Genomic DNA, 17,323 nt, shown 5'->3' with positions numbered 1-17,323 from the left:
GAAAGGTCCGGACACATGACGCAGCGCCGCGCTCTCGATGCTCGCCTGAGATTCGGGGCGAACTACACGCCGTCGAAGGACTGGATGCACTCCTGGCTCGACTTCACCCCCGACGATGTGCGCAGGGACTTCGCGGCGCTCGCCGAGCTCGGTCTCGATCACGTCCGGGTCTTCCCGTTGTGGACGGTGCTGCAGCCGAACCGTACTCTGATCCGCCCGAAGGCGATCGACGACGTCCGCTCGATGGTCGACATCGGCGCCGAGTTCGGACTCGACGTCAGCGTCGACGTGATCCAGGGGCACCTGTCGAGCTTCGACTTCGTCCCGTCATGGTTGTACACCTGGCACGACCGCAACATGTTCACCGATCCGAAGGCGCTCAGCGGGCAGGTCGACCTCGTTCAGACGCTGGCCGGTGCGCTGCGCGATGCGCCGAACTTCCTCGGCCTGACGCTCGGCAACGAGACGAATCAGTTCTCGGCGCACACGCACCCGTCCCCGTGGCCCGTGACGATCGACGAGGCAGGGCACTGGATCGAGTCGCTGCTCTCCGCGGCCGAGGGCGCGGCCCCCGGCCTCTCGCACGTGCACAGCGAGTACGACGCGGTCTGGTACATGGACGGGCACGGCTTCACGCCCGCGCACGCGTCTCGGCTGGGCGAGATGACCACCATCCACTCCTGGATCTTCAACGGCACGGCTCAGCGCTACGGCGGCCGTTCGGTCGCCTCCGATCGCCACGCCGAGTACCTCATCGAGCTCTCGCGCGCCTTCGCGACGGATCGGGATCGACCGGTCTGGCTGCAGGAGGTCGGCGCTCCGTCGAACTGCCTCGACGAGAGCGAGATGCCCGGATTCCTCGAGGCGACCCTGCGATCCGCGGTGCGCACCGAGAACCTCTGGGGCGTGACCTGGTGGTGCTCGCACGATGTGAGCCGCGAGCTCGGCGACTTCCCCGAACTGGAGTACTCGCTGGGCCTGGTCGATCAGAGCGGTGCGGCCAAGCCGATCGGCCGCCGGTTCGCCGAGCTGATCCCCGAACTGCGCGAACGGGCGGCCACGCCGGAGCGGGAGACGGCCATCGTCGTCGAGGTCGACGAGCGCGAGGTGCCGGTGAGTCGGGCGGCGCTGAGCCCCGGCGGTGCCGTGTTCCAGGCGTGGGTGGATGCCTGCGAGCGCGGGGTCGACCCCGCCTTCGTGACGTCTCAGACGGTGCGCGACGACGCGGCGCTCGCCGCGCGCGGCATCCGTCACCTCATCCGTCCTGATCTGTCGACGAGCGGTGTCGACCCCTACGGCTCCGTCAACACCGTCGTCAGCGGCTGAGCGCGACGCCGTAGCGGCCGAAGGGCTCCGTCAGGACGCGGCCGTCGGCGGGGCGGTGCTCTCGCGGGCGGTGAGCGTCGGCGTCGGGCCCTGCGCGCTCGGGAGGTTGGTCCCGGCGACGATCTGCTGCAGCAGCAGTGTCGCGGCCTGCTCGCCGAGCTCGAACGTGTCGCGGGTCATCGCGGTGATCGACGGATTGATCAGGCCGGCGATGACGGAGTCGTCGAAGGAGGCGATCGACACGTCGCGGGGCACCGCGCGGCCCATCTCCTGAGCGACGCGGAGGCCGGCGACGGCCATCACGTCGTTGTCGTACACGATCGCCGTCGGGCGGGGCCTCGCGGAGAGCAGCGATCGCGTGACCGCGGATGCGCGTGCGGGGGAGAAGTCCGTCGTGATCACTTCGCTCGAGACGCCGTCCGCAGCCATGCGATCGAGCACCTCGGCACGCAGCCGGGTGTGCTCGAGCTCGGCGGGACCCGCGACGTAGGCGATGCGGGTGTGTCCGAGCGCGGCGAGGTACGAGAAGAGGGTCTCGGCCACCTCGTCGTCGGCGATCCAGACGCTCGGCACCGCTCCGTCGGGTGAGGGCTTGGAGCCGATCAACACGGCGCGGGCGTCGAGGGCTGCGATCCGGTCGCTGCGCGGGTCGTCGTCGCGGGGGTCGATGAGGATGATGCCGTCGACCTGGTTCGACGAGCGCCACTGCCGATGCACCTCCATCTCCTCGGCGATGTCGGTGACCAGCCGCAGCTGCAGGCTGACCTTGCTCTCCGACAGCCGGGATTCGATGCCCGCGATGAGGTCGGTGAAGAAAGCCTCGGAGCCCAGCGAACGGGCGGGGCGTGCGAGCGCGAAGCCGACCGTGTTGGCACGGGCTCCCACGAGGGCGCGTGCCGCCGAGCTCGGCTGCCAGTGGTTCTCCTCGACGATCGCGAGGATCCGCTGGCGCGTCTCGTCGCTCACCCCCGGGCGTCCGTTGAGCGCGAACGAGACTGCTCCGGGCGAGACTCCGGCCATGCGCGCGATGTCCGCGATGGTGACGCGTTTGGCCGAGGTCATGGGCCTCACACTACTTGATCGGTTTAGCCGCTCGGTAGCCGCACGACAGAGGTCTGACACGCTCGGTGCGAGATTCACTAGATCGCTTTAGTAAATCCGATAGCATTGTCGGCACCTGCCCGAATCGGGCTCCAGTCGCGCACAACGCCTATGCACCACTCACCGTCGAGCCCGGAGAACCAGATACATGCATGACGACACCTCGCTCACCGTCGGCCGCGTCAAGAGGGTGCTCGACGAGCGCATCCGCCCGGCCGTCCACTCGGCCGCCGTCCCCCTCACCGTCGAGGTCAACCAGATCCCCGGCGAGCCGATCAGTCCCGCTGAAGGGCTCGCACTGGACTTCGCCCCGGCATCCGTGCCGAGCATGTGGGGTCCTGCCTGGTCGACGACTTGGTTCAAGATCACCGGCGCAGTGCCCGCCGACTGGGCGGGCCGTCGGGTCGAGGCCGTCATCGACCTCGGGTTCGACATCAACATGCCCGGCTTCCAGTGCGAGGCGCTCGTCTACCGGCCGGACGGAACACCGGTGAAGAGCATCAACCCACGCAATCAGTGGCTGCCGATCACCGAGACCGCGCACGGCGACGAGCCGGTCGAGCTCTACCTCGAGGCGGCCGCCAACCCGGTTCTGCTCGACTACCACCCCTTCCTGCCGACGCAGGAGGGCGACATCCGCACGTCCTCCCGCGAACCGCTCTATCGCACCCGCCGCATCGACCTCGCCGTCTTCGAGCAGGAGGTGTTCGAGCTGTCCCTCGACCTCGAGGTCCTGTTCGAGCTCCAGGCCGAACTGCCGGCGACCTCGCCGCGACGGATGCAGATCCTGCAGGCGATGGACGACGCCCTCGACGTGCTCGACCTGCAGCACATCGTCGAGACCGCTGCCGATGCCCGAGCTCGACTGGCGCCCGCGCTCGCGGCGCCTGCCGAGGCCAGCGCCCACCGCATCTCGGCGATCGGACATGCGCACATCGACTCGGCCTGGCTGTGGCCGGTGCGCGAGACGATCCGCAAGGTCGCCCGCACCACGTCGTCGATGGCGACGCTGATCGACGAGCAGCCCGACTTCCTCTACGGGATGTCGAGCGCGCAGCAGTACGCGTGGCTCAAGGAGCACCGGCCCGAGGTCTACTCCCGGGTCAAGGCCGCGGTCGCGGACGGGCGATTCCTGCCGCTCGGCGGCATGTGGGTCGAATCCGACACCGTGATGCCGTCCGGCGAGTCGCTCGTGCGCCAGTTCTCGTTCGGTCAGCGGTTCTTCGAACGCGAGTTCGGCATCCGCTCGAAGGGCGTCTGGCTGCCGGACAGCTTCGGATACTCGCCCGCGCTGCCGCAGCTCATGCGCCGGGCCGGGTTCGAGTGGTTCTTCACGCAGAAGATCTCGTGGAATCAGCAGAACGTGTTCCCGCACCACAGCTTCCTCTGGGAGGGCATCGACGGCTCGCAGGTGTTCACGCACTTCCCGTCGATGGACACGTACAACTCGCAGCTCAGCGGCATGGAAGTCGCCAAGGCATCTCGTCAGTTCAAGGAGAACCGCGTGACGTCGCGGTCGATCGCACCGGTGGGCTGGGGCGACGGGGGCGGTGGCACCACGCGCGAGATGACCGGCAAGGCGAAGCGCCTCGAGAACCTCGAAGGCAGCGCGCGGGTCGTCTGGGAGCACCCGGACACCTTCTTCGAGGCGGCCAGGGCCGAGCTGCCGAACCCGGCCGTGTGGGTCGGCGAGCTCTATCTCGAACTCCACCGCGGAACGCTCACCAGCCAGCACGCCACCAAGGCGCTGCACCGGTGGTGCGAGCACGCACTCGTCGAGGCGGAGCTGTGGGCGGCGACGGATGCCGTGCGCACCGGCGCCGCATATCCCCAGGCCGAATTCGACCGCCTGTGGGAGACGGTGCTGCTGCACGAGTTCCACGACATCCTGCCCGGCACCTCGATCGCCTGGGTGCATCGTGAGGCCGTCGAGGTCCTCTCGCGCGTGCTCGCCGATGCGCAGGCGCTCGCCGACGCCGCGCGCCGCTCCCTCGCCGGAGAAGGCGAGCGCGAGCTGCAGTTCGTGCCGACCTCGGTCGGCGGCGGTCGTGCCCTCGGCGCCGGCTTCGTCGAGGCGCCGGCCCCGGCATCCGTCCTGCTCGCAGGAGAAGACGGCGGCTGGCGGCTCGAGAACGAGCTGGTCTCCGTGCTGATCTCCGCCGAGGGACTCATCGTCTCGGCGGTGGACAAGGCGTCGGGCCGAGAGGCGGTGGCCGAGGGGCGGGCGGCGAACCTGTTCCAGCTGCACCAGGACTTCCCGAACATGTGGGACGCCTGGGACATCGATCGCTACTACCGCAACAGCGTCGACGACCTCACCGCGGTCGCATCGATCTCGGCATCCGTCGTCGACGGGGTCGCGACCGTCATCGTGACCCGGGCGTTCTCGGAGTCGACGATCGAGCAGACCATCACGCTCGCGCCGGGCGAGCGCACCGTGCTGTTGCGCAACGACGTGGACTGGCACGAGACCGAGAAGCTGCTCAAGCTCGCCTTCCCTCTCGACATCCAGGCCACGCACACCGAGGCCGAGACGCAGTTCGGCTACCAGTCGCGGGTGACGCACACGAACACCAGCTGGGAGGCTGCGAAGTTCGAGACCTCGATGCACCGTTTCGTGCTGGTGCGCGAGCAGGACTTCGGTGTAGCGCTCGTCAACGACTCGATCTACGGGTACGACACCTCGCGCGAGGTCTCGGACGACGCGGTCGCGACCACCGTGCGGCTCTCGCTGTTGCGTGCACCGCGATTCCCCGATCCCGACACCGATCACGGGCACCACGAGATCACGATCGGCTTGGTGATCGGAGCGGATGCGGCTATCGCGACGACCGAGGGGATCCGACTCAACACCGCGCCGACGGTCGTGCACGGCGAGCGCGAGGTCGCGCCTCTCGTGTCGGTGGACGGCGACGGCATCGTGGTGTCGGGCGTGAAGCTCGCGGACGATGGCTCCGGTGACGTCATCGTCCGTCTCTACGAGGCGCTCGGTCGCCGCGCCGTCGGTTCGCTGGTCGCCGACTTCGAGCACAGGGAGATCCGTGAGGTCTCGCTGATCGAGGATGCGATCGACGACCCGCGCGTCGGCGGAGAGCTGCGCCTGCGGCCGTTCGAGGTGCGGACGCTGCGCATCGTGCGCTGAGGCAGTCGGGAGGATGTTCCTCCGACCGGCGTCCTCCGCGGAAGAACCCATGGCGGGCGGGGATCCCCGAGCGGATACTCGGTTACACGAGTGGCCGATGGGGAGCCCAGACCGAAGGAGTACGACATGGACCAGTACCTGTGGGTTCTGAAGGACAAGGAGCGCGACCTCATCCGCCAGCTCGAGCCTGAGCGACTGGCGGAACTCGACGAGGACGGCCTGCTCGCCCTGCACAAACGGGTCAGGCGGGCCCGCAACAAGCACACGACGAACTATCGGCGCGGTGCGGCGGAGCGCGTCGAGCAGGCGGGCGGTCGAGGTGCCGCAGCCGCCGGGTCGGACAAGGCCCGCGGCCGGGCCTATGTGTTCGAGGAGGCGCTCTCGATCATCAGCGCAGAACTCGCTCGCGTGGCTCATGAACAGGCGGAGGAGCTCAAGGACGAGAGGCTGGCCCGCGCCCGTGAGGGCCGATGGAGCGGACCGGGCTCCGAGGCGCCCTTCGATGAGGGCGCAGGAGCGGGGCGGACGCGGGAGCACCAGCAGACCACCGGTGGTGTGAAACGAGACGCCTCGAGTCGCGCCCAGGGTGCGCGTCGACAGGCGAAGCGCGACTCGCGCTGAACGCCACCCGAGGGGCGGCGAGCGGATGCGGCCATTGTGGCGGCCGCCTCACGGGAGGACGATGGGCGGATGGCGACCGTCGATGATGTCCGTGAGATCGCTCTCGCGCTGCCCGGTGTGAGCGAGCGTGTGGGCGGACACACCGGCGAGCCCTCCTGGCGCCTGGCGAGCGGTCAGATCGCCTGGGTGCGCGGGCCGAGCAAGGTCGATCTGCGGCAGCTCGCCGACCTCGGGCTCGACTGGCCGGAGGGACCGGTGCTGGGCGTGCGAGTCGGCAGCCTCGATGAGAAGGCGGCATTGCTCGCCGCAGAGCCCGAAGGGCTGTTCTCCATTCCGCACTTCGACGGGTACCCCGGTGTGCTGGTGCAGCTCGATGCGATCGAGCGCGACCGGCTGGCGGAGATCATCGCGGACGCCTGGCTGGTGCGGGCTCCGGTGCTCGTCGCGAAGCAGTGGCTCGCGGACCGCGGGTTGGACTGACCGCTCCGCGATCAGGCCTCGTTCAGGCCGCGACGAGGAACGGTCGGGCGGCGTCGAGGAACGCGCGCGGGTCGTCGGCCCATAGGCGGATGCGGTCGACCTGATGAGTTCCGCCCTTCGGCGCGAGGCCCGGGAGCCGGATCGCGACGGGGCGTTCGAGTTCGATCTCGATGTTGGTCTCGTCCTGCATCCGCTCGGCGTACTCCGAACCGATGACCCGCGGCTGCTTGGGCTCATCGACGCGACGACTGATCGCGATCGACGCGATGTCGGCCCAGCCGATCGGCACGTCCAGCTCGAGTCCGCTGCGCACCCGGACGCCGTCGGGCCCCACGGCGTGCGGGCGCATGAGCATCGCGCACAGTAGACCGACCATCCAGGTGACGCCCCAGATCCCGAGCACCAGCAGAGTGATCCGCACGGCGGGCCACTGATGCACGATCAGGTCGAGGATCGGGATCTCGACAGCGGAGAGGCTGATGAAGATGAACAGCACGGTGAGCACGGGACGGTGATAGCCGATCCCCGTGCCGCCCTTCGGGACTGCGGGACGGCGGGCGATCGCCCGCGCGATGCTCGAGTAGACGCGACGCTCGGCGACCCATGCGCGATGGAGGAAGGTGAGGATGCGCGCGATCGGGGTCGGGCTCGGAGCGGTCGTCTGCAGATGCTCGGTCATGGCGTGCCCTCCGGTGTGGCTGCGGGGGCCGGTGCCGGCACCGGTGTGGGTGCGGGTGCCGGGGCCGGTGAGTGCGCGCTCGCCGCGGAGGTGACGAGGTTCTCGAGATGCGCGGCGACAGCTGTCAGGCCACGCTCGACCGCGGCGCGGTCGTCGGGGGCGATCGCGTTCAGCAGCGTCTCGTTGAGCTGCGCGTGCTCCTCCTGCATCTGCGACATGGTCTCGAGGGCGGTCGAGGTGAGCTCGACCAGCACGGCGCGGCGATCGGAGGGATGGGGGGTGCGACGGACGTGACCTGAGCCCTCGAGTGCGTCCACGAGAGCGGTGATGTTGCGAGGTGTCACCCCGCAGAGGGTGGCAAGGGTCTGCTGCGTCGACGGACCGGTGTGCTGCAGGACCCACAGGAGGTGCACACGGGTCGGTGTGAGATCCGTGCCGGCGAACGCGCGGGCCATGTCCTTCTGGAACAGGTCGGCGATCTGAAGGAGGCGGTCGACGAAGAGGGGTTCCATGTGGTTACCCTATTACATTGTTACTTCTATTCACAATAGGCGTCGCCTGATGGCGTGCACCCTGCGCTGTGCCATTCTGGGAGATTGGAATACGGATCTGATCTGGGGTAATTCGAGGTCGTTTCGGGTCTCGAATGTCGGTGGCCCGGGGTTGACTGGGGGTATGAACAGCACTGCGGAGCTTCTGGATCGGGTCATCGCCGACCTCGACACGGTGCTGTCCGATGACGCGCTGGCGGGGTTGTCGGATGCGGATCGGATCATGGTGTTGCGGGGCGCGGGGGCGGCGTTCCGCCGGGTCGAGGCGGTGATCGTCGAGACGATCGCGACGGGCGACGCGGCCGACTTTCCGCATTCGGCGGGGTGCCGGGGCCTGAACGAGCTGTTGCAGCGGACGGCGTCGGTGGATGTGCGGGGCGCGTCCCGGGTCGACAGGGTCGTCGATCTGGTGCGGCGTCCGGTGAGTCTGGCGGGGGAGAGGATGCCGGCCCGGTGGTCGGAGTTGCGTCTCGCGTTGCTGGATGGGGTGGTCGGTGTGGCCGGGTTTCTCGCGGCGACGGGGCCGATCGAGAAGGTGTGGGATCGGCTGACGGTGGATCAGCGGTTGGCGGCGGATGTCGCGTTGGCGGGGTGTGCTCGCGGCCACGGCGTCGTGGTCGACGCTGATGATGAGGGCCTGGAGGCTGATGAGCCGGGTCCGGCGCCGACCCCGCAGGACTTGAAAGCTCTCGCCGAGGATCTCGCGTCGATGTTCGACCCCGATGGGGAGGAACCCAAGGATGAGGACTCCCGTCGACGGCGGGGCATCACGATCGGTCGTCTCACGGACGGCGTGCACGCGATCCGCGGGTATCTGACCCCGGACGTCGCGGCGCAGTTGCAGCTGATCCTGGACGCGATCCTCAACCCCAAAGGTGACGGCCCGCCCATGCCCGGAGTGCACTTCGCCCCGAGCGAGGGTGCCGGTGCGGGTGCGGGTGCGGGTGCGGGTGCGGGTGCGGGTGCGGGTGCAGACGGTGACGATACGGATCCGTTCAACTCGGATCCGCGGTGTGTGCTCGATGACCGCACCGCGGCGCAGAAGCGTCACGACGCCCTCGCGATGGTGTTCGCCATCGCTGCGCGACACAAGGACATGCCCACTCTCGGCGGTTCCGCGCCGGTCCTCGTCGTGAACGTCGACGCGAAGGATCTCGTGGGCGGAATGGGCGGAAAGGGCGGAATGGGCGGAGCGGGCGGCAACGGTGGGTGGGCGACGATCCCGGGATCCGGTGCCCACGTCCCGGTCTCCGTCGCCGCGCACGTCGGATGCGCGGGGACGATTCAACGGGTGCTGTTCGATGAGGGCAGGATCATCGGGATCACGACCACCGACCGGGTGTTCACGGTGCACCAACGCCGGGCGATCATCGCCCGAGACAAGGAGTGCCTGATTCCCGGATGTCACGTTCCCGCGTCGTGGTGCGAGATCCACCATGTCGTCGAGCATGCGCGGGGTGGTCCGACTCATACCGATGACGGTGTGCCGTTGTGCTGGTGGCACCACCGAAGCCTCGGGACCTCGGGGTGGGAGATCCGGATGCAGGCGGGGCTCCCGCAGGTACGAGGACCGGGATGGTGGGATCCCGACGAACGATGGCGCACACCGAGGCTCAGCGTCCTGCGGAACGTGCACGTTCGAGCTGCCCCTATGCGGGTCTGACCTGACGGCGTTGACCGGAGAAGAACAGCCGAATATGGCACCTTCGCCCGCATCCACGACCCGGGAAGGTCCCGCGATCGAACTCTGGCAACCGCCGCTCGGGCGGGAGAATCGAGCTCAGGCGGGTCCGAGGCGGAGCACCTCGGGAGATTCGCCGCCCGTGACCTCATCGGCGACCCGGATGCTGCGCGCGAGGTCATCGAGCGCACCGTCGAGCGTGCCGAAGCGTTCGCGGTCGCTGCACATCGCGGTCAACGTCACCAGGTGCGTGCCGGTGTCCCAGGTGTAGGTGACGAACGGCGGAGATGCAGGGGACGGCGGCATCGCCACGACGAGCTTCTCTCCCGTGCCCAGCCAGCGGCTCGAGAAGGACTGGGTGTCGTCGTAGTCCATCGGCATCGAGGCGCGGGCGATCCGGACTTCGGGAGTCAGCGCCTGCGCGGTCGCCATCGCCACGACCAGCTCAGGGTCCGCCTTCCAGGTCCAGACGAGCACGCGCCCGTCCGCCCGGCGCATCAGCATCGGCGCCGCCTGGCTCATCGCCCAGGCGCCGAGCCGCGAGCCCGGACGCTGCGTGGCGCCGATCGCCGAGTTCACCTGCCCCAACAGCATCCGGATCGCCGCCTTGCGGTGCCGGCGCCCCCTCCATCCGAGCGAATCCGTCACGGGGATCCACAGTTGCGGGTCGGCGTCGGCAGTCAGTCGCATGCCTCCACGGTAGGGGGTGAGGCTGAGGGATGCCGGTATGCCTCAGCAGCTCGAACAAGCCCCTCGGGTAGAGTGGCGAGCGCCCGATCGGGCTCCCCTGGCCGCCGTACCGTAAGGCAGAATGTCCTCCTCTACCTCCGATCCGACGAGTGCTTCCGACGTCGCTCCCCACACGGGACCCCGTCCACTGCGCATCCTGATCGGATGCGACACCTTCGCGCCCGACATCAACGGTGCCGCGCGCTTCGCCGAGCGCCTCGCCGCCGGTCTCGTGCAGCGCGACCACGACGTGCATGTCGTCGCCCCGAACCTGGTCTACCGCCGCACGCCCGCGCGGACGGAGGTCATCGAGGGCGAGCCGATGACTCTTCACCGACTGCCCTCGGTGCGCTGGGCTCCGCATGACTGGCTGCGCTTCGTCTGGCCGTGGCGCGTGAAGCACTACGCCCGCAAGATCATCGACGATGTGCAGCCCGACGTCGTGCACATCCAGTCGCACATCGTGATCGGTCGCGGCCTCTCGCGGATCGCCCACGAACGGGGCATCCCGGTGATCGCGACGAACCATGTGATGGCCGAGAACATCCTCGACCACACCACGATGCCGAAGTTCATCGACGATCTCGTGCTGCGGTGGGCGTGGGGAGACGCGAAGCGCACCTTCGCACTGACCCGCGCGATCACGACGCCGACGCGTCGAGCAGCCGACTTCCTCGAGCGCACCGTCGCCGTCGAGAACGTCATTCCCGTCAGCTGCGGCATCGACCGCACCCAGTACACGCCGGTCGTCGCACCCCGTGACGCGAATCGCATCATCTTCGTCGGCCGACTGACCGCTGAGAAGCAGGTCGAGGTCATCCTGCAGGCGATGACGAAGCTCGACCCCGCACTGCACGCCACGTTCGACATCGTCGGCGGCGGGGATCAGCGCAAGCAGCTCGAGAATCTCTCGCACCAACTCGGCCTCGCCGACCGCGTGACGTTCCACGGACGCACCAGCGATGAGGAACTGCGGGCGCTGCTCTCGCGTGCCTCGGTCTTCACGATCGCCTCGATCGCCGAGCTGCAGTCGATCGCGACGATGGAAGCCATGGCCTCCGCGCTCCCGATCGTCGCAGCGGATGCCGTCGCACTGCCGCACCTCGTGCACGACGGCGAGAACGGCTACCTGTTCGAACCGGGCAATGCCGATGCCCTGGCGGCGCGGCTCACCGATGTGCTGACCGCGTCACCCGGGGAGTACGCCCGTATGCAGCAGGCATCTCTCGACGGCGTCGCGATCCACGACATCAACCGCACGCTCGACACCTTCGAGGCGCTGTACCGCGACGAGCCCCTGCCCGAGTGACGGCACCCGCCATGCACATCGTCTTCTTCGGCGATCAGCACCTCGACTCGCTCGGCGGGGCGCAGGTGTCGATGCGGCTGCAGCGCGAGTTCCTCGAGCGCGCGGGCCACACCGTGACCGTCGTGGCACCGAAGATGCGCGGATCGCGGGCTGCACGCGGCACCGATCCCTCGAACCTCGACCTGCCGTCGGTGCCGATCACCGTCGACCGCGAGTATTCGATGAGCTGGCCCGGACGCCGCACGGATCGCTTCCTCGATCGGGCGCTGACGCATCGACCGCCCGTGGATCTCGTGCATGTCCAGGCGGACTTCTGGGGTGCGTTCATCGGGCACCGATATGCGGCTCGACACGGCATTCCCGTCGTGCACACCATGCACAACCGCGTGGACGTGGGGATCGCCGCGGTCACCCCGCTACATGGGCCGGTGCTCTCTGCGTTGAACATCTGGCGGCGCCGGGCGCTCGCGGGGGTGGTGCCGACGATCGGCGGCAGTGACGGCTGGGCGTTCCTGCGTGGAATCGCCGGCCGCGCGTCAGCGGTGACAGCACCGTCGACCCACTTCGCCCGACGCCTCGAAGAGCATGGGGTATTCAGTCCGGTCGATGTGGTGTGGAACGGCATCGACGACGACATCCGCGACGCGACCCTCGCCGCCGCGCCCGGCGAGCGTGAACCGGGGCGCCCCCGTTTCGTCTGGCTCGGGCGCATGAGCCCCGAGAAGCGACTGCTCCCCTTCCTCGAGGCCTTCGTCGAATCGGGAGTCGATGCCGATCTCGAGATCATCGGCGGAGGCGCCCAGCGAGCCGCGGCCGAGAAGATCGTCGAGGACCTGCCGACGGTCCGATTCGCCGGCAAGCTCAGCTATCCCGACACGCTGGCGCGAATCGCCGCCGCTGACGCGCTCGTGCAGACCTCGATCGGCTTCGAGACGCAGGGGATGACGCCGTTCGAGGCGGCGACGCTCGGCACGCCGTCTGTGATCAGCGATCCCGACATCGCCGCAGAACTGGGTGGCGGTCTCTGGGCTGTCCCGGGTGCGTCAGGCACCGAGGACCAGCGACGGGCGGGTCTCGTCGAGACGCTGCGCCGCGCGGCATCCGACATCGCTGCCGGCACCGCACCTCTGCCCATGCGCGAAGTCTCGGAGTCGTTCCGTCAGTCGTCGCGCACCGCCGCGATGATCGAGGTCTACGACCGCGTGCTCGCGGCCGAGTCTCGCACTCAGAACCCGAAGTAGTAGAACAGGTTCGACACCCACGAGACGAGGGTGCCGACGACGGCGCTGCCGCCCACGCCGATCGCGACCGCCGCGAGCAGGTGGGGTGCCGGGCGCCGAAGCGCGATGAGTCCCAGCACCAGACCGGCACCCGCGCCGGCCAGCACGATGAGATTCACGAGGTTCGACAGCAGATCGACGAACTGGTAGCCGACGCTCATGTACATGAACGGGGTGACGATCTGGAAGAAGAGCCCCACGGCCGCGGCACTCACCGCCACGATCAACGCGGTGCGACCGAGGCTCCCGGGCCGCGGTGCTGTCTGCCCTGATGCGTACGGCGGCGTCGCGACTGCGTAGGGCTGGGCGGGCTGTCCGTAGGGCTGGCCGGGTTGCGCGTACGGCTGGCCGGGTTGCGCATAGGGCTGGCCGGGTTGCGCGTGCGGCTGGCCTGGCTGCGTGTACGGCCTGCCCGAATCCTGGGGGGCGTCTGGGTTCTGCTGCTGGTCGCTCATCGATTCTCCGGACGGTCAGAAGGGAAGTGCGTAGAAGAGATTCGACACCCACGAGATGACGATTCCGACGAGCTGCGATGCGGTGACGCCGATCGCGATGCCGGCGAGGATCTTCGGCCCCGGTCGTCGCACCGACATCAGGCCGAGGATGAGTCCGACGACGGCGACGACCAGCACGAGTCCGTTGCCGATCGCCGAGAACGCGCCGATCGCGAAGGGGTCGCCCGTCATCCGGAACATCAGAGGGTACGACAGCGTGACGACAAGCCCGATCGCGAGCGAGACCAGAGCGAGGAGGAAGGCGGTGCGCCCGAGGCCGGCTCCGGGCTGGGCCGGACGCTGCTCGACCGGGTACGGCTGTCCGGCATATGTTTGTCCGGCATAGGGCTGTCCGGCATAGGGCTGTCCGGCATGCTGCTGTCCGGGGTAGGGCTGTCCGGCGTGCGGCTGGCCGTCGTGCGGCGCGTGCTGCGGTTGCGTCGGCTGCGGTGTCGGCTGTGGTGCCGGCTGCGCCGGATAGTGCGAGCCCGCGTAGTCCGGGGGAGTTCCGTGTGGCTGCGCGGGAGGCTGCTGGGGCTCGCTCATGCACACGAGCGTAGCCGCGCATGCCGGCGCGCAGGGAGATTCCGCTCCGGTTCAGCGATAGACGCGCCCGGTCTCCGCTCGGTCGAGCGCGTCTCGATCGGCGACGCGGGACCAGTCAGTGGGAACGCGTCGGTATCCGTCGCGGCGGAGTTCGATGACCGTGGACACGAGAGCCCACACGGCGAGGGCTATGAGTGCGATGATGAGGAACATGGCAGAAACGCTACGATCACTGTTGATCTGCCACGAGTGGCAGAATAGACTCTGCACGTAGGAAAACTGCCAAACCGGGAGAGCGCCATGATGAAGACCGTCGCCTGCGTCGTCCAAGACGGATTCGCGCCGTTCGAGTTCGGCCTCGCCTGCGAGGCGTTCGGACTGGACCGGTCGAACGACGGGGTCCCGAACTTCGACTTCCGGGTCGTCGCTCCGCACCCCGGTGTCGTGCAGTCGAAGCTCGGCTTCTCGATCAACGTCGAGCATGACCTGTCGTTCGCCTACGAAGCGGACCTCGTCATCCTGTGTCCGGTTCCCCGGGAGTACTGGACGCAGATCGACCCGCTGCTCCTCGAAGTCGCGCGCGACGCGGTGGCGCGCGGCGCCTGGGTGCTGACGATCTGCAGCGGATCCTTCATCCTCGGCGCCGCCGGAGTGCTCGACGGGCGTCGGGCGACCACGCACTGGATGTACTCCGACGTGATGGCCGAGATGTATCCCGAGATCGACATCGACCCCGACGTGCTCTTCGTGCAGGACGACCGCATCATCACGAGCGCAGGCACGGCGGCGGGCATCGACGCCTGCCTGCACCTGCTGCGGATCGAGCTCGGGGCAGAGCTCACCAACCGCATCGCCCGTCGCATGGTCGTGCCGCCGCAGCGCGACGGAGGCCAGGCGCAGTTCATCGACCGTCCGATCCCTGTCGCCGAGAACGATTCGCTCGCCGCCGTCGCGGACTGGGCCGTCGCGCACCTCCGCGACGATCTCGGCGTCGACCAGCTCGCGGCCCGCGCGCTCATGTCTCCCCGCACGTTCGCCCGACGGTTCAAGGCGGAGTACGGCGCGACTCCGGCGGCCTGGCTGGCGCGGCAGCGTGTGCTGCACGCCCAGCGGATGCTCGAGCGCAGCGATCTGTCGCTCGAGCAGATCGCCGACGAGTGCGGCTTCGGGTCGGCGGCCGTGCTTCGGCAGAACTTCTCGCGGGTGCTCGGCACCACCCCGACGGCCTACCGTGCGCGCTTCTCGTGCGCCGACGACGGCGAGTCGTCTGCGGCCTGAGCGCGGCACCGCGCGACGCACGCTGCGCTCAGCGACGCACGCTGCACGGCGCGACGCACGCGGCGCTCAGCGGAGCACGCTGCTCAGTGATCCCAGTGGCCGGGGCTGGGAAGCGCGCGATAGTCGACGTCGACGCTGTCGGGGGTGACCGCGGCGGTGCAGTACAGCAGCGACTGGGTCGGGTATCCGTGCGGACGGTTGTCGCGGATGATCGCCCGATCGTCCTCCGGGTCCAACCGTGCCGACGAGGCGAGCAGCGTCGTCCACTCGCCGGTCCAGTCGCCGCTGTCGGCGGCGGGCCCGAGCGCCCGGAACTCCGGCAGCCACGCCGCGATCCGGGGAGTGCCGAGGTCGTCGAGGTCGTCGTGCGCGATCATGTGGATGCCGTCGCCGAGCGGTGTCTCGCGCAGCTCCGCGCCGTCCCAGCTCAGCACGCGCGCTCCCTCCGGCCGAACCTCGAGCAGGTTGAAGCCGTGCATGGGAAGCGGAGCCACCGGGGACCGCCCCATGACCGATTCGAGGGCGAGCGAACCGCGAGAGACGGCGACGTCTGCCGCGAGATCCACGACGTCGGCGCGGTTCAGCAGCACTGCGAGTCGTCTCTCCGCCGCATTCACTGCGAGCCACGCGCCACCGGCACGCCGGTCGCGGATGCCCGAGACCCCGGGGTAGGCGTCCGGCCACCATTCGCCGAGGGCATCCCACTCCCGTTGCGGGTCTTCATCGCGCACCGCGAGCAGTCGCGCGGTCTCGGATCCGGCCACATCGATCACCACGGTGCACACGGGATCCAGTCTAGAAGCGCGTCGCAGTCCCGGGCCCGCGACGTCGGATGCTGGGGCAGAATCGAACCGTGAACATCGTCGTCGGGGTTACGGGTGGCATCGCCGCATACAAGACAGTGCACCTGGTGCGTCTGCTGACGAAGGCCGGACACGAGGTGACCGTCGTTCCGACCGAGGACGCCCTGCGATTCGTCGGCACCCCGACGTGGGAGGCTCTGAGCCGGCATCCGGTCACGACGAGCGTGCATGACGACGTCGCGCGGGTGCGTCATGTCGCACTGGGCCAGAACGCCGACCTGGTGATCGTCGCCCCTGCGACGGCGAACTCGATCGCGAAGATCACCGCGGGCATCGCGGACGATCTGCTCGGCACCACGCTGCTCGCGACCGAGGCTCCGGTGCTCATCGCGCCGGCCATGCACGCCGAGATGTGGCGCAACGCCGCCACGCAGGCGAACATCGCGACCCTGAGGTCGCGCGGAGTGCATCTGGTCGGCCCGTCCGACGGCGAGCTCGCCGGGGGCGACAGCGGGCCCGGCCGCATGTCGGAGCCGGAGCAGATCTTCGAGGCGGCCCTCGCGCTCCTCGCGCCGCGTGACCTCGACGGGCTGGCTGTGGTCGTGTCCGCGGGCGGCACCAGGGAGCCGATCGATCCCGTGCGCTTCCTCGGCAACCGGTCGAGCGGCCGGCAGGGCATCGCGCTCGCGGCGGACGCCGCAGCCCGCGGCGCGAACGTCACGCTGGTCGCCGCCAACATCTCAGCGGATGTGCTGGCCGATGCCCGGCATCCGTCCGTCAGGGTCGTCCCGGTCGGGACCGCGGCCGAGCTCGCCGACGCGATGAAGGATGCCGCCGGGGCTGCCGACATCGTCATCATGGCCGCCGCCGTCGCCGACTACCGCCCCGCGACGGTGTCGGAGCACAAGCTCACGAAGGAGCAGGGCGTTCTCATGCACCTCGACCTGGTCGAGAACGAGGACGTGGTCGCCGCGCTCGCGGCATCCCGCGCCGACGGCCGTGCGCCGCAGGGGCAGACCATCGTCGCCTTCGCGGCCGAGACGTCGGAGGACGCGGACGAACGTCGCGAGCGCGCTCGCCGCAAGCGCGAGCGCAAGGGCGTCGACCTGCTCGCGGTGAACCTCGCGAACGCCGATCACGGCTTCGAGAAGCGCGACAACGCGGTCGAGATCGTCGGGGCGGGAGGTGAGGTCGTGGCATCCGCCGCGGGATCGAAGCGCGAGGTCGCCCGCGTGATCCTGGATGCCGCGCGCAGAATGCGCTAAACTTGAGTCACATCCACTCAACTTTGTGGATGCCGACC

At 69.0% G+C, this 17,323-nt stretch carries 17 protein-coding genes; 9 read left to right on the top strand and 8 right to left on the bottom strand.

Going from position 1 to position 17,323, the window contains the following annotated elements; all coding sequences use genetic code 11:
* Window positions 1–15: 15 nt before the first annotated feature.
* A complete protein-coding gene (locus SOM10_RS06450; RefSeq protein WP_320489027.1) occupies window positions 16–1,326 on the top strand; it encodes a glycosyl hydrolase in 1,311 nt (436 codons plus the stop codon).
* A 30-nt stretch (window positions 1,327–1,356) separates the two neighbouring features.
* On the opposite strand, the gene SOM10_RS06445 is transcribed toward SOM10_RS06450, so the two are convergent.
* Window positions 1,357–2,388 carry a LacI family DNA-binding transcriptional regulator gene (locus SOM10_RS06445; RefSeq protein WP_053098044.1) on the bottom strand — a complete coding sequence of 344 codons (1,032 nt, stop codon included), beginning with the start codon at window positions 2,386–2,388 and terminating at the stop codon, window positions 1,357–1,359.
* Window positions 2,389–2,575: 187 nt separating this feature from the next.
* Here SOM10_RS06445 and SOM10_RS06440 point away from each other — a divergent pair, with 187 nt between their 5' ends.
* The 3 genes from SOM10_RS06440 (at window position 2,576) to SOM10_RS06430 (ending at window position 6,670) form a co-directional block, all read left to right on the top strand.
* Window positions 2,576–5,569, top strand: a complete 2,994-nt coding sequence (locus tag SOM10_RS06440) for an alpha-mannosidase (protein ID WP_320489024.1) — start codon at window positions 2,576–2,578, stop codon at window positions 5,567–5,569.
* A gap of 126 nt (window positions 5,570–5,695) precedes the next feature.
* Window positions 5,696–6,190, top strand: a complete 495-nt coding sequence (locus SOM10_RS06435; protein ID WP_320489023.1) for a hypothetical protein — start codon at window positions 5,696–5,698, stop codon at window positions 6,188–6,190.
* 69 nt (window positions 6,191–6,259) lie between these two features.
* Window positions 6,260–6,670 carry an MmcQ/YjbR family DNA-binding protein gene (locus tag SOM10_RS06430; RefSeq protein WP_056275229.1) on the top strand — a complete coding sequence of 137 codons (411 nt, stop codon included), beginning with the start codon at window positions 6,260–6,262 and terminating at the stop codon, window positions 6,668–6,670.
* 22 nt (window positions 6,671–6,692) lie between these two features.
* On the opposite strand, the gene SOM10_RS06425 is transcribed toward SOM10_RS06430, so the two are convergent.
* Window positions 6,693–7,349, bottom strand: a complete 657-nt coding sequence (locus SOM10_RS06425) for a hypothetical protein (protein ID WP_320489022.1) — start codon at window positions 7,347–7,349, stop codon at window positions 6,693–6,695.
* A complete protein-coding gene (locus SOM10_RS06420) occupies window positions 7,346–7,861 on the bottom strand; it encodes a MarR family transcriptional regulator (RefSeq protein ID WP_320489021.1) in 516 nt (171 codons plus the stop codon). Before SOM10_RS06420 ends, SOM10_RS06425 begins: the two co-directional genes overlap by 4 nt.
* A 163-nt stretch (window positions 7,862–8,024) precedes the next feature.
* On the opposite strand from SOM10_RS06420, the gene SOM10_RS06415 reads away from it, so the two are divergent.
* Complete coding sequence (locus SOM10_RS06415; protein WP_320489020.1) at window positions 8,025–9,563, top strand: HNH endonuclease signature motif containing protein; 1,539 nt, start codon at window positions 8,025–8,027, stop codon at window positions 9,561–9,563.
* Window positions 9,564–9,680: 117 nt separating this feature from the next.
* Here SOM10_RS06415 and SOM10_RS06410 read toward each other — a convergent pair whose 3' ends face one another.
* On the bottom strand, window positions 9,681–10,271 hold the full coding sequence (locus SOM10_RS06410; RefSeq protein ID WP_053098040.1) for a hypothetical protein: 591 nt from the start codon (window positions 10,269–10,271) through the stop codon (window positions 9,681–9,683).
* A gap of 121 nt (window positions 10,272–10,392) precedes the next feature.
* On the opposite strand from SOM10_RS06410, the gene SOM10_RS06405 reads away from it, so the two are divergent.
* Window positions 10,393–11,619: a glycosyltransferase gene (locus tag SOM10_RS06405; protein ID WP_320489019.1), complete on the top strand. Its 1,227-nt coding sequence runs from the start codon at window positions 10,393–10,395 to the stop codon at window positions 11,617–11,619.
* Window positions 11,616–12,860 carry a glycosyltransferase family 4 protein gene (locus SOM10_RS06400; protein WP_320489018.1) on the top strand — a complete coding sequence of 415 codons (1,245 nt, stop codon included), beginning with the start codon at window positions 11,616–11,618 and terminating at the stop codon, window positions 12,858–12,860. The genes SOM10_RS06405 and SOM10_RS06400 overlap by 4 nt, the downstream gene beginning before the upstream one ends.
* Here the strand turns inward: SOM10_RS06400 and SOM10_RS06395 are convergent.
* From SOM10_RS06395 to SOM10_RS06385, 3 genes are read right to left on the bottom strand one after another with little or no spacing between them, the layout of a single operon-like run.
* Window positions 12,845–13,354 (bottom strand): hypothetical protein, encoded by a 510-nt coding sequence (locus SOM10_RS06395; protein ID WP_320489017.1) that lies wholly within the window; start codon window positions 13,352–13,354, stop codon window positions 12,845–12,847. The genes SOM10_RS06400 and SOM10_RS06395 overlap by 16 nt on opposite strands.
* A 15-nt stretch (window positions 13,355–13,369) precedes the next feature.
* Window positions 13,370–13,939 carry a hypothetical protein gene (locus SOM10_RS06390; RefSeq protein WP_320489016.1) on the bottom strand — a complete coding sequence of 190 codons (570 nt, stop codon included), beginning with the start codon at window positions 13,937–13,939 and terminating at the stop codon, window positions 13,370–13,372.
* A 51-nt stretch (window positions 13,940–13,990) separates the two neighbouring features.
* The gene (locus SOM10_RS06385; RefSeq protein WP_171821952.1) at window positions 13,991–14,152 is read right to left on the bottom strand and encodes a hypothetical protein; all 162 of its coding nucleotides are present in this window, start codon (window positions 14,150–14,152) and stop codon (window positions 13,991–13,993) included.
* A gap of 90 nt (window positions 14,153–14,242) precedes the next feature.
* Here SOM10_RS06385 and SOM10_RS06380 point away from each other — a divergent pair, with 90 nt between their 5' ends.
* Window positions 14,243–15,217 (top strand): GlxA family transcriptional regulator, encoded by a 975-nt coding sequence (locus SOM10_RS06380; protein WP_320489772.1) that lies wholly within the window; start codon window positions 14,243–14,245, stop codon window positions 15,215–15,217.
* 83 nt (window positions 15,218–15,300) lie between these two features.
* Here the strand turns inward: SOM10_RS06380 and SOM10_RS06375 are convergent, their stop codons facing one another.
* Entirely contained in the window at window positions 15,301–16,002 is a 702-nt protein-coding gene (locus SOM10_RS06375; RefSeq protein ID WP_072592033.1) for an NRDE family protein, read from the bottom strand.
* 68 nt (window positions 16,003–16,070) lie between these two features.
* Between SOM10_RS06375 and coaBC the strand changes: the two genes are divergently transcribed.
* Window positions 16,071–17,285, top strand: a complete 1,215-nt coding sequence (coaBC, locus tag SOM10_RS06370; protein WP_320489015.1) for a bifunctional phosphopantothenoylcysteine decarboxylase/phosphopantothenate--cysteine ligase CoaBC — start codon at window positions 16,071–16,073, stop codon at window positions 17,283–17,285.
* Window positions 17,286–17,323 lie beyond the last annotated feature (38 nt).

The sequence above is a fragment of the Microbacterium sp. CFBP9023 genome, assembly GCF_034045055.1.
In the GTDB taxonomy this organism is placed as follows: Bacteria; Actinomycetota; Actinomycetes; order Actinomycetales; family Microbacteriaceae; genus Microbacterium.
The sequence above is the reverse complement of the archived record's forward strand: the minus strand, read 5'-3'. Positions and strand labels throughout refer to the sequence as shown.

Coding starts and splice junctions, on each gene's coding strand:
- SOM10_RS06450 (WP_320489027.1), top strand. CDS start 16: ATGACGCAGCGCCGCGCTCTCGATGCTCGCCTGAGATTCGGGGCGAAC.
- SOM10_RS06445 (WP_053098044.1), bottom strand. CDS start 2,388: ATGACCTCGGCCAAACGCGTCACCATCGCGGACATCGCGCGCATGGCC.
- SOM10_RS06440 (WP_320489024.1), top strand. CDS start 2,576: ATGCATGACGACACCTCGCTCACCGTCGGCCGCGTCAAGAGGGTGCTC.
- SOM10_RS06435 (WP_320489023.1), top strand. CDS start 5,696: ATGGACCAGTACCTGTGGGTTCTGAAGGACAAGGAGCGCGACCTCATC.
- SOM10_RS06430 (WP_056275229.1), top strand. CDS start 6,260: ATGGCGACCGTCGATGATGTCCGTGAGATCGCTCTCGCGCTGCCCGGT.
- SOM10_RS06425 (WP_320489022.1), bottom strand. CDS start 7,349: ATGACCGAGCATCTGCAGACGACCGCTCCGAGCCCGACCCCGATCGCG.
- SOM10_RS06420 (WP_320489021.1), bottom strand. CDS start 7,861: ATGGAACCCCTCTTCGTCGACCGCCTCCTTCAGATCGCCGACCTGTTC.
- SOM10_RS06415 (WP_320489020.1), top strand. CDS start 8,025: ATGAACAGCACTGCGGAGCTTCTGGATCGGGTCATCGCCGACCTCGAC.
- SOM10_RS06410 (WP_053098040.1), bottom strand. CDS start 10,271: ATGCGACTGACTGCCGACGCCGACCCGCAACTGTGGATCCCCGTGACG.
- SOM10_RS06405 (WP_320489019.1), top strand. CDS start 10,393: ATGTCCTCCTCTACCTCCGATCCGACGAGTGCTTCCGACGTCGCTCCC.
- SOM10_RS06395 (WP_320489017.1), bottom strand. CDS start 13,354: ATGAGCGACCAGCAGCAGAACCCAGACGCCCCCCAGGATTCGGGCAGG.
- SOM10_RS06390 (WP_320489016.1), bottom strand. CDS start 13,939: ATGAGCGAGCCCCAGCAGCCTCCCGCGCAGCCACACGGAACTCCCCCG.
- SOM10_RS06385 (WP_171821952.1), bottom strand. CDS start 14,152: ATGTTCCTCATCATCGCACTCATAGCCCTCGCCGTGTGGGCTCTCGTG.
- SOM10_RS06380 (WP_320489772.1), top strand. CDS start 14,243: ATGAAGACCGTCGCCTGCGTCGTCCAAGACGGATTCGCGCCGTTCGAG.